The sequence below is a fragment of the Nonomuraea fuscirosea genome, assembly GCF_003001935.1.
GTDB classification, from domain to species: Bacteria; Actinomycetota; Actinomycetes; order Streptosporangiales; family Streptosporangiaceae; genus Nonomuraea; species Nonomuraea fuscirosea.
On record NZ_PVNG01000043.1, the window covers coordinates 18,349 to 30,440 of the forward strand.

A 12,092-nucleotide genomic window follows, 5' to 3' on the forward strand; every position below is an offset into this window, starting at 1 on the left:
CAGCTTCGCCGCCGGCTCACCCATCCGAATCATCGATTCGCGCAGGCGCCGGATCGGGATTGTTCCGGAGAGGTAGCAGGCTGGCAGCACTGCCACTTCCCCGCCACTACCGCACCCACCTGACGGCGGGTGCGGTAGTGGCGTTGGTCGCCGTGCCGTATATCACAGGCTTCAGGCGGTCAACACTCCTTATTTACTCCGATGAGGTTTCCGCCTATTGTCGCCAACCCGCCCACGACGCCACCCACTCCAAGGACTACCGCTCCTGGCTGCCCAGACGTCGCTGCTGCGGCTCCGATCACGAGCGCCGCGCCAGAGCCGGTAAGGTCCAGGACTTCTTTCGCGCAATCCCAGTCCGTCGACACCTTGACAGGCGCCTTGGCCGTACAGTGCTCGCTGCTGCTTCGGCAGATGAGCTGACCGCCGCCCGGGTAGGTCCTCGTCTCACGCCACCACTCCCCACTGGGGGTCTTCACCGTGTACCTCTCGATCGTTGTGTCGCCCTCGCGACTAGACGACCTGCAGATGGTGAGTTCATATCGGTCGAAGCTCGCGCAGTTCGTGGCGGGAGCGGGCCGGCTGACGGGTTGCGGCACAAGAGGCTTCGAACCGAGCACGCCACGGCAGGGAGCCTCCCCGTCCGCGCAGTTCGCCTTGTTACGGTTGATGGGGTAACGCGGCGCCGGCGGCGGCTTCCAGGGCGGCGGCACCGGATTGTAACCGGTGGCCGGGTTGTTCTGCCGCTTCGGCGGGCCGTACCTGTGGTTGCATTCGCCATCGGGGCACATCGGCCCCTGAGGGATCCGACCGTCGGGATCGCTGAGGGTCACCGGTGTGTTGTTCGCGTATGAGTACGCGTTCATGTGTTCCGGGGTGCCCGGGTCCAGCAGGGGATCCACTGAGAGGAACTTGCCGGCCGATGGGTCGTAGTCGCGCACGCCCAGCTTGGTCAGCCCGGTCGCCGACTCGGTGATGCCTCCGACGAAGCCGCGGCTCGACGGCCAGCCGGCCGGCGATGCGCCCCGCTGCTTGCCGAACGGATCCAGCCGCCGGTGGACGACCTGCAGGGTGACCGCGTCGATCGCGGCGACGTCACTGCTGTTGTGATCCTGCGACAACCAGGTCACCGCCTTGGCGGTCCGCATGCCGATCACTTCGCCGTCATGCTTGTAGTAGCGGGTACCGGTTCGTTGGCCGGTCGCCTTGTTCCAGCGGACTTCACCGCTGTCCAGGAACAACGTGGAGCCGGCGCTGTCCCGGCTGATCAGCCGGTCTCCGTCCACTTCGTAGACGGAGCTCGTCCCGGCCGAGGTGGAAGCCAGGCGGTCCTCCTCATCCCAGTGCACTGTCTGTGCCGTACCGCCAGGCCCAGGCCGGGTCTTGGTCGAGCCCGTCGGGTAGTAGTCGTAAGTATCCGTCTTCTCACCCCCCGGGCCGTCCGTGGTCACCGACAGCGGAGCGTGCGGGCGAGGCTGGCCCGTGGCCGGGTAGGCCGACGTCCGTACCGTGTCGCGAGCACCGGCGAGGCCGTGCTCGGTCTCGCCCTTCCGGTTGCCGATCTGGTCGTAGTCGTAAGTCGTCCAGTACGGTGCCGGACCGTCGATGGTGCTGCCCGCGGCGAGCCTGCAGTCATCGGCGGTCGTGCTGCCGGCCGTCCAAACCTGGGTCAGTCGCTTGAGGAAGTCGTAGCCGAAGCATTGACGGTCGATCTTCTGCCCGGGGACGGTGGTCACCAGCTTGGTGACATTGCCTTCCTCGTCGTGGGTATAGCTCATGCCCTGCTGGACGCCGACGGTCTTGCGTGTTTCCACGTTGATCTGGGACAGCCGGCGGGTCGCCGTAGTGTAGTCCTTGAGCGTCCAGGCCTCATTGTTCACCGCGCCGCGGCGGATCATTTCCACTTCGCCGAACTCGGTGTAGCGGGTGTAGCTCACGTAGCTGTTGTTGTCGTTGCCGACACCGCTCAGCTTGCCGAAGTCGTCGTAGGTGTAGTTGATCTCCTCGCCGCCCACGTCGCCGCCGAGTATCGGCACGCTCTCCCAGGTCAGCGCTCCATCGGGACTGTACCTCGCCTTGGAACGGTAGGTGCCGGCCAGTCCCGGCTCGGTGGCCGGGATGGTGAGCAACTGCTCGGTGACGTTGTAGGCGGCATCGTAGCCGAGGATCTCGGTCTTGTACGGCTGCTGCTGGTCACCGGCGAACCGGGTGCTGGAGGCCAGCTGTCCGCGTGCGCCCGGCACCGTGTCGTACGTCTTCTTGGTCAATGTCGTCACGGTCGCCGAGCCCGTGCGAGTCGCAGAGGTCTCGTATTCGCGGCCAAGTTTGTCGTACCTATACGTGATGCTCTGACCACGGGCATCCGTCCGTTTGATCAGTTGATCCCCGTCGTCGTACTCCATCGTGTACGTGCCTTTGTCTGGATCTCTGGCCTCGATCTGCCGGCCGCGCACGTCGTAGCGGTAGGACCACTGATTGCCCGCCGGGTCGGTGAGCGTCGTCAGCCGACCCGCCTTGTCGTAGGCGTACTTCGTGGTAACTCCAGGCTGCCCTGCCACGGTGTTGAGCTGACGCAGTTCGGTGAGCCGGGCCCGGGCGTCCTTGAACGCCATAGTCGGCGTGCCGCCCTTGGGAGGCCTGACCACGGTATGGTCGCCACGGTGCTCGGTGGTGGTGACCCAGGTGTCGGACAGCGAGCGGCCCTGACTGCGCAGCTCGGACTTGATCTCCCGGCCTGCGCCGTCGTAAGTCAGCACCGTCTGCGACGGGATCTGCGCGTCCCCGGAGTCCAGCTGGAAGAGATTGCTGCTCGCCACCTGTCCATCGAAGTACTGGCCGTTGCGCTTGACCTCGAGACCGCGTGTGTCGCGGAGGATGTCAGTGATGATCCTGCCGGGGAGTCCGCCCTGCAGCCACGCCGGTTCCTGGGTCTGTCTCGGTCGCAGGAAACCGTCGAAGAGCGCATACGAGGTCTGGGTCTTGAGCGCGGCGTTCAACGACTGCGTCGCCACGGAGCTGGTGCCGTCGGTGCGGATTCTATAGGTGTACCGGACGTTCGGGCTGTCCTGGCCCTTGGTGCGGCCCGGCTTCCACACCGCGGTGAGCCGGCCGAAGCCGTCGTAGGTCATCTCGGTCCTGCGCCCGTTGACGTCCGTCGTGGACAGCGGCTCAAGGAACGCGGGATCCATCGTGGTGGTCCGTTTGGTGTTGCACGCCGGATCCGTTGCGGGGTTCGTAGCGGTGTCGCAGGCCGGGTCCCTGGTGTAGACCGCCGTAGGTGGCCCGGTCTGCGGGGTGTACGTCGTGGCGCTGACCCGGCCCAGCGCGTCGGTGACCGTCAGCGGCCGGCCGTAAGGGTCGAACGTGGTCTGCGCGTCGAGCACATAGGTCGGCTCGCCGTTGACGTAGTCCTTGAGCTTCTCCTTCCTGGTCGCGAACCCGGCGCTCGGCGCCGCGCCCAGCGCCTTGCCGTCGTAGTAGATCCGCTCATCGGAGATGGCGTCACGTGGGAACGTCGGGGCCGTGCCGCAGGTGGCGCCGACGGTCGTGACCTGGCTGGGCAGGTCGAGGATCCACGCGCCGGGATTCTTCGCGTAGGCGGTCGTCGTGCATCGGTCGTCATCGCTCTTGCTGAGATCGCCACGGTCGCTGACCTCTAGGACCGTGTGGTCCTGCTCATCGTAGGAATAGCCGATCTCGGTGCTCCGGACACCGCCGGCCGCGAGTGTGGTGCGGCCGGACGTCTTGGCCAACTTGACCACGTAGGCGTTGGCGCTGCCCTGGGTGGCGGTGTTGACGCGATGGGGCAGGTTCAGCGTGCCGCTGACCTCAGGACCGTTGACGCCATCGAGGGTGCGTTCCTCGAGCAGGAACCCCTGCAAGCCGTCGAAGTCGTCATGTTGGGTGGCCGTCGAATCTGCGACTTTGGCCGACTTGCTGCCGCCGGCGGGATTGAGCCGGTCGCCGTGCATGCCGCGGAAGTAGCGGTACTCCTTCTCGGTCTGCCGCACTCCCGGCTCGGCCGCCGGGTCGCCGGTGCGGACCTTGACCACGCCGTAGCCGCGCCATTGGGTCCAGGACCGGTGCGCCGGCTTCTGCAGGGGGTCGTCGTTGTAGTGCCAGGCACCGCCGCCGGAGTAGTCGTAGAAGGTCTTCTCGATTTTCCCGCCGGCGACGTGCTCGTCGGCGTTCACCTCGGCGACCACGTACTTGCGGAACCAGTCACTCTTGGTCTCCGCGCCTGGTGGCGTCCAGCGCACCGGGAAACAGCGCCGCGTGTTCTCTTCCGGTTTGAGCTGGGGCAGCCCGCTCGCTGGGCAGTCGTCCGGTGCCCAGTTGATCTCTATGCGCCCGCCGGATTCGTTGTGAATGGTGTGAATGCGGTGCTTCTGCATCGGCAGCAGCCCGTCTTCCGGGGTGTTCACCCGATTCGGTTCGGGCAAGCTGCGGAACTCGATCGGTGGGATCGTGGTCTGCTGGCCGCCGGCATGGCCGGTACGGGTCAGCTTGTGCAGCCAGAGCGCGGGATCGGAGGAGTCACCGGTCAGCGGGAAGCCCTGCTCCAGGGTCCAGGACTCTACCGGACGCCCGCCGATCGACGTGGTGACATTGGCCAGCCGCTTGGTGCTCCAGAAGGTTGGCGAGACTTTGCCCGCACAGGTGGCGTCCGTGCACTCCTGGTCGTAGGGGACGTCCGGATAGCTCTCCTTGGTGTGCCTGGAGCAATCGGCGCCTGTTAGGCAGCGCTCGGCGACGTCGAAGTCCACCATCGCCGTGGCGGCCACGCCCGCGCGGGCACCGTACTCGGCCCGATCCAGAGTCCCGCCACGGGTGTATTCGACCTTGGCCCTCGCCATGTTCAGGCCGTAGTGATTGCTCTCCTTGTTGTAGAAGTAGGTGATGGTGTTGCCGGCGCGGTCGACGACGTGGTCGAGATTCCAGCGCCACGCCTGCTGGCACCAGGAGGCGCCGAAACCGGAGGTGTTGTTGCACGGCTCACCCGCGTCGTTGCCGAACACCGGCACGGTCCAGGTCGACTGGGTCTCTGGCTTGTAGCCGAAGTAGTACTGGGTGCCATCAGTGGTGGTGACCCGCCAGTACTGGCCGTCGCGGTCGCCGTTGGCCGCACCCGACATCTGCTCCACGCGGGAGCCGTCGTCGTTCTTGAGCCGCCAGAGCCTGCGACCGCTGTCGTAGAGCAGCTCGGATGCCTTGCCATCGAACACGATCGAGGCGTGGTCACCCGCCCAGCACAGGTCTCCGGTGTACTGGCTGGTGACACCGTCGTCGGCGCAGCCCTTGAACCGCCATTCCACATAGCCGGACCACAGGTCCCAGCCCTCTCCGACCCATGAGACCTGGTTGTTGGTGGACGCCGTCCGGCCATCCACGCTGCCCGAGGAGTAGGACATGGCGAACTCGGGCACCAGCCCGCCCGGCACCTTGGGTGCGGTCACCGGGTAGGAGAGGCTGAAGCTGCCGCTGTTGTTGCCGACTGCCCACTTCATCGAGGGCGAGAGCGAGGTCGCCTTGAAGTCGCCGGTCTGCCCCTCGGGCGCGGAGTCCAGGGCGTACACGGCCCCTTCCGGCTCGGCCATGACGCGTGCGAAGGCTTTGCCGGCCTTGGCGTCGTTGCGGGTGGCGACGGTGGTCTGCTGGCGGCATTCGGGCTTGGCCGGGTCGGTGAGCGCGCAGGCGGGCAGCGCGACGACCCTGAGCCTGGCGCCGAAGTCACCACCGTATGCCCGCCGGAAACCGGCGTAGTCGAGTTCGAGGTCGACCGGTCCCTTGCCCGGTTTGCCGTCCGTTCGGCGCAGATCCACGACCAGTCCGCGCGCTCCGAGGCTTTCCACGGCCGCTCGGTTCCAGAGGTTGACCTTTACCTTCGCGGGCGACAAGGCCCCGCTTTTGTCGGGTGTGGCGGCGCGGACCGTTACCGGTGAGTCACCGACTCGCGCGGCCTTGGTCGCCGCTGCCACGTCGATCTCGGCGGTGGCGGCCTCCGGCCACCTCACCTCCGTCTTTCCGCGCAGCCGGCTCTCCCAGACGGGATCGGCGGGCTTGGCCGGGACCTTGAGGTCCTTGCCGTCGACATCTGTTGCCCGGCTCAACGGTGCCGGGTCGCCCGGCGGTCTGTCCGCCGCAGCGGCGGTGGCCGGTAAGGCCACCACCATAGATATGCCGAGCGTGGTCACTAGGCCGAGCGTCGCAGCTCGGCCGAGCACCCTTCTGACTGGTGAAGATCGCATCTCATCCCTTTTCGTAAGGCTTGTAGGGAGGCGGACGCCGAGCCGGCCAGAGTTCTGGCCGGCGTGAGCGTCGATGGGGGGCGTCATCGGATGGCCGGGGTTTTCGAAGGTGATGGTCAGGTCAGCGGAATCCCCGTGCTGCATGATCCATCGGGCCTTCGCCCTTGTGACTGCGCGTGCCTATGTGGTGATGCGGGCGGGGTTGAGGCCGAAACCGAGAGACCCGAGGACGCCCTGTCCTTCACAATCGGGGTCGGTCGATTCGAAGCGCTCGCTGGTCGCACTGATCTCGGCGCAGCTGAACAACTCCTGCGCGGCGGGGTCGTCCGGTCGTTGCGGCCAGATCCAGCCGAGTGCCTTGAGCTGCTCGGCACCTGAGCCACCGCACGCGGCATCGTTCGATGCGTAGGTATCGGTCCCGGAGCGGCACAGGTACAGAGGGCTCATCCCGGTCGCGTCGCCGAAACGGAGTGCCACGAGGTCGCGCTGTGCCCGATACAGTGCCGGCGTATTGCCTGTGTCGCTGCGCCGGTCGGCTGGACCGTCGAAGGTCTGGTAACGCGACAGCAGCGTGTACGGCAGCAGATAGCCGAGCTCACCCTCGACGGTATGCCCCTCACAGTCCTCGCTGAGTGAGTCGAAGTGCTCCTGCCATCCCGCACTGACCTTGCATCGGATCAGCTTTCTGGTCGTGATACCAGGCGGAGGAGTGGTGTAGACAGGCCCCAATGGGCCGAGCGACTTGTGGCCTTCGCACTCCGGTTGTCTGGAGGTGAAGCCGTTGACGCCGCTGCCGCCGACAGTGACGCAGTTGTAGAGCATGTGGGTGCCCGCAGTACCGGCCGGTGGGTAAAAGCCGACCGTCTGCTCCCTGCGGTACTCCACCGGCATCGGCCCGTTGCCGCTGCGGTGATCGCCCCGGAAGTCGACAAAACGACCGTGCGCGGGCAACCTGCTACGGTCGGGCAGCGGCGAGCGCGCCTCCGCATTGATCTCCCTGGCACTGCGCACTCCGCTGTAGACGCGCACCTCATCGATGGCGCCGACCCACGGGTCGACGTTCTTGCCCAGGTACAGGGCGCGGCCGATCTGAAACGCCCCTGCGGCGTTCCAGACCCGCGGGGACAGCGCCTGAGGCGCGCCGCTCTGCGCGCCGTTGACATAGAGGCGCAGCTCGGCCACCGACTCGTCGTAGACGGCCGCCAGATGCGTCCATTCGTCGGCGTAAATCGGTGCTGGCGACTCCACCTGTGGCCAAGGGGCCGCGCTGTTGTCGGTGTCCGGCATGGCGAAGCGCCATGACGGGGCTTCCGCACCCTGCGGCCAGCGGTATTGCAGGAGGAATCCGCTCATGACTCCGCCCGACTGTGCCGCAACCGTACGGACACCTCTGGCGAGCTTTGCCGGTTTCACCCAGGCCGAGACCGTGAAGCTGTCGTCGGTCCGAATAGCCGGGCCTTCGGCGATCACATGGTCGGTTCCCTCGTAGGTGCTGTCTATCTTGAACCCGGTCGTGCCGTCCCGACCGGCAGTCCAGGACTGGGCCGGTAGGGTCGCGGTGCGCGGGTTGCCTGTCGCGTCGTAGGTGGTGGTACCCGACCCTTCGTCGAAGGCGAACACCGCTTCCTGCAGCGATGTATGAGCGAGTGCGTCCAGTTCCGACGGTCCGTAGTCGATCGGGATGTCCGACAGCGCACGGTCGTAGACCTTCACCTCGTCGATCGCTCCCGGCCAGTAATCGCCGATGGTGTCGGCCCACTTACCGCGCCCGATCTGCAGGGAATGCGGCGCCTGGCTGCCCCAGTACCCGTCGTGCGTGCTCTCACCGGCGAGCAGGCCGTTGACGTACAGGCGGATCTTCTTCGTGCTGACGTCGTACACACCCGACAGATGTGTCCACACGCCAACGCGTGGCAGGAAACGGTCCTCCGTCGCGATGGCCGAGTCCACCCGAGGCTTCGTGGAGTCCACCGACATCATCGAGAACGCCCATCTGCGCGTGTCCTCGCCCTTGTAGTGCAGGGCGAAGCGGCTGACGTGGCCCCCATCCTGGCTGACCGCGGTCGCCCACCGGCTGCCCGGATCGGTGTCCAGCCGCACCCAGGCACTGACCGTGAAGTTTGCGGTGGTGGCGAGAGCGGGGCCGTTGCGCGTGCTCACGTAGGAGTCGGCACCGCCGGAAAAGTCCAGCCCCTTGCCGGCCTTACCCTTCGTCCAGCCGGCCTTACCCGCGGGGAACGAACCCGGATGGTCGCCGTTGGAGTCCCTGACCTCGGTGTCCGAAGACTGACCCTCCAGCCGCCAGTAGCCGGTCGGGTCCGTGGGGCCGTTGACCCTGATCTCGTACTTGCGGACGTTGCTCAGGTTCTCATCGTGCTCGTTGTCCTGTCCGACGTTGCCCGCTCTGTCCTCGATGGTGACGTCGAGCCGTATGGGGTCGGCTGTCGTCGGAGCGATGTCCACGGCGGCGGAGCCGTTCACCGCCGGAACGAAATTCCAGCCCTGACCGCTGACCCGGTAGCGGAATCCGGCGGCATCGGGAAGCTTGGCGGCGTCGAAGAAGAACCGGCCCGACTTGCCGGGGGCACCACTGGACACGCGCTCCGGGTAGTCGGTGGACGAGACGGTCGGTTTGCGGTCCGGCGCCGTGGTGTCGACACTGATCTCGCACCAGCGCGACCAGTCCGACTCGGCCCCGTGAGGATCTCTTGCCTTGACCCGCCAGGCGATCCTCGAGCCGTTTTGGTACAAGGTGGCGGGGGCGGTCGCCTGGAACTGCGTGCCGGACTCCTGCTCACCGACCACGGCCTCATGCAGCCGTGCCCCTCCAGCGTTCCAGAACTCGAAGACCGCCCTCAGCCTGCCACCGTCCGGATCATCGAGTCGCGCCTTGATCGTCGGCGTGGTCGTGGTGATGTACGGCTCATTCGGGGCGCTGGCACAGCCGGGTTTAGGTGATGCCGTCAGCTCGCCGGGGGTATACGGGTACTGGTTGAAGTTGATGATGAGCTTCGGCGGCTGACCCTGGGACGTTGTGTCCCATTTGCGCCATCCGTTTTGGTCGCTCTCCGGCCCACTGATCCGGAATGTGACGTAGTTGGTCTTCGCAACGTGGTGGGAGTGGGCCACGTCGGAGCCGACGTCCCAGCCGACCCACCGGGCGCCGCAACCGGCGCGTCCGAAGCCTGCCTCCCGACGAGCCTGGGTATGCCCGGTACCGGGCTGAGTGTTCCAGGTCGTCCCGTCACCGACGCCGTCTGAGTGTGCCAGCCAGAAGTCGCCCTCCGCGCAGGTGGAGGACCATCCGCCGAGGAGGTTCAGCTCGGCCCCGAGAACGTGCTTGCCCCGCATGGAGGTCAGGTCGAAGTGGTAGAACGAGCGGACGGTGACGGCGGGATCCTCCCAGGTGCCCGAATAGCCGGCGCGAGCGCGCCTGTCCGCGCCCATGTTTGCGCCGTTCCAGTAGGAATCCCCCGGATACTCCTTGAACACCGACGTCCAGCCGTACTGGCCGACCGGCCACCACTGCTCGGCTATCCGGATCGGGAACCCGGCTTCGGGGTCGTCCAGAATTTTGCTGTCGGGGGTGATCACGATCTCGTCGCCAGTAGAAGCAATGATCGAGTGGCCGCGACGCATGCCCGGCTCGCCGTCCGACCAGGAGTCCTGGACCACCGAGGTCGGCGACTTGAAGAGTGCCTTGCCGTCCTTGGTGACGGCGGTTCGCACGCCCTTCTCGGTCTTGACCGTCAGACCCTCGACCGGCATGCGGATGTTACGCACCGCCGGATTACGCGTGGCGGCCCGGTTCTTGACGATCAACGCGTAGCCGAAACCCTGCTTGAACGTCTCCAGCTGCAGGTCGACACCCGGCATCACCTCGCGATAGACGACTTTGTCGCCGTCGAGTTCGGGCCGAGGAAGCGCTGTGGGCCAGCGCAGCACGAGCTGGTCGGTGCCGGAGCCGAACTCCGCCAACGCCGCGGTGCCACCGCCGGAGTACACGGTGGGCGTGACGGTGGCCTCGGGCGCGACTCGCCCGTCCTGCCGGAGTTTCACGGTGGTGTCGATGTCGACCCAGCCCTGCCCACGCCGGGCGCGTACCGGCTCGACCGTCTGCTCCATTTTGTAGGAGCCGTCGGGCTGCGCGAAAACCTGGGCGCGTTCGGTCCGCTGGGACATCACCTCCACCGGCTTGCCCGTGACTTTCGCCTGCTGCTCGGCGGTCAACGCCACCGCTTGGGCCGCGACCGGGAGAGCCGTCATCCCTTGCCACAGCGACACCAGAACGATGCCGCTGACGAGAATTCTTCGCACGCTCGCCTCTACTTCATCAATCCATCGACAGTGACGCGAGCTGACGAGGAAGGTTCTACGCATTCGAAGGCAAAGCGTCCATGCTGCCCGCCACAACATGCACGCCTAACGTTTGGCAGCCTCTGCTCGGCCGCCTTACCACCGTTCGCCAGGGTCCGTCGATCCATGGTCCCGCTGTCGGGCTGAGGGCGCCAAGGACGATAGTTGCCATTGCCAGTCAGTTTCCGGCCAGTCATCGGTACTTCAGCGTGCACACCCCGCCGGTCAGGGCGGGAAGGAAACGGGGAACGGCGGGCCGCTGTGGTGTCCTGGTGGTGTCGGCGGTGATCGGCAGCTTCGTCGGCATGACCTGCTACCGGCTTCAGGCCGTACCGGACCAAACGGCGATCATGGGACCTTGTGGGCACGCCCCATACGCCCAGCGTAGGGAGGTGGCGAGGTGTCGCAAGATCAGAGGTGTTCCGGCGCTGGTCCTGCTGACAACGCAGCGTCAGGTGGCCGGGCCGGCGCCGATGCTTTTGCCGCTCGGACCGGGTCTACCTCCGTGTACGGCAAGTTGTGCCCCTGATCAGGGAGGGACCATGAGTACGAACGCACTACCGCCCGTCGTCGACGCTGCCACCTGGCAGCGTCAGCTGGACGCGCTGCGGGCCCGGGAGAAGGCCGCGACCCGGGAGCTCGACGCCATCGCCGCCCAGCGTCGCCGCCTGCCGATGGTGCGGATGCCGGACTACGTCCTCGAGGGCGAGAAGGGCCCGGTTCGGCTGGCGGACGTCTTCGACGGCCGCAGGCAGCTGATCGTCTACAACCACATGTGGTTCGCGGGCAAGGAGTGGCAGTGCCCGGGCTGTACGTGGTTCACCTCGCAGTACACCCGGCTGGAGTTCCTGGAGAGCCACGATGCCCGGTTCGTCATCGTCACCCAGGGCCCGATCGACGAGGCGCTGGCCTACAAGCGCCGGGTCGGCAACATGATGGCCTGGTACTCCACCGCGAACAGCCCCTTCGGCGCCGATGTCGGCGCACCGGCCGGCGGAGGCTTCGCCGTGAACGTGTTCCTGCGCGATGGCGATACCGTGTATCGCACCTGGCACACCAACGGCCGGGGCACCGAGCAGCTCGGCCACACCTTCGGGCTGATCGACCTGCTGCCGTACGGGCGTCAGGAGGAGTGGCAGGACTCGCCTGACGGCTGGCCGCAGTCGCCCACCTACAGCCGGTGGGCCACCTCCAAGGGCATCGCCAGCCTCTACGGCCCGGACGACATCGCCTAGGGATCTTCGTTCCTCCTGGGCCAGCCGCGGCGGTCGGCCGCTCGTGGCCAACCGCCGCGGAGCACCACGCGCATGATGACACAGGGACCTAGCGGACGTGCCGAACGGCTTCAGCCGAGAGCCTTAAGTAGGCGGTCGAGCACTGTGCGGTCGCCCTCGAACGACAGCCTGTCGCTGAGTTCCGTCACGGGGATCCCGTCGATCAGCAGGGCTTTGAAGGTGGCGGGATCGGTGCGCAGTGCGGCGTGCCAGCGAG

The 12,092-nt window shown here is 66.6% G+C and carries 3 protein-coding genes; 1 reads left to right on the forward strand and 2 read right to left on the reverse strand.

The window, feature by feature from the left end:
• Window positions 1–179: 179 nt before the first annotated feature.
• Together B0I32_RS53715 and B0I32_RS53720 are read right to left on the reverse strand one after the other, a co-directional pair.
• The gene (locus B0I32_RS53715; RefSeq protein WP_181308811.1) at window positions 180–6,191 is read right to left on the reverse strand and encodes an RHS repeat domain-containing protein; all 6,012 of its coding nucleotides are present in this window, start codon (window positions 6,189–6,191) and stop codon (window positions 180–182) included.
• 234 nt (window positions 6,192–6,425) lie between these two features.
• Window positions 6,426–10,562, reverse strand: a complete 4,137-nt coding sequence (locus B0I32_RS53720; protein ID WP_181308815.1) for a LamG-like jellyroll fold domain-containing protein — start codon at window positions 10,560–10,562, stop codon at window positions 6,426–6,428.
• A 581-nt stretch (window positions 10,563–11,143) separates the two neighbouring features.
• On the opposite strand from B0I32_RS53720, the gene B0I32_RS53725 reads away from it, so the two are divergent.
• Entirely contained in the window at window positions 11,144–11,836 is a 693-nt protein-coding gene (locus tag B0I32_RS53725) for a DUF899 domain-containing protein (RefSeq protein ID WP_106253031.1), read from the forward strand.
• Window positions 11,837–12,092: the final 256 nt, after the last annotated feature.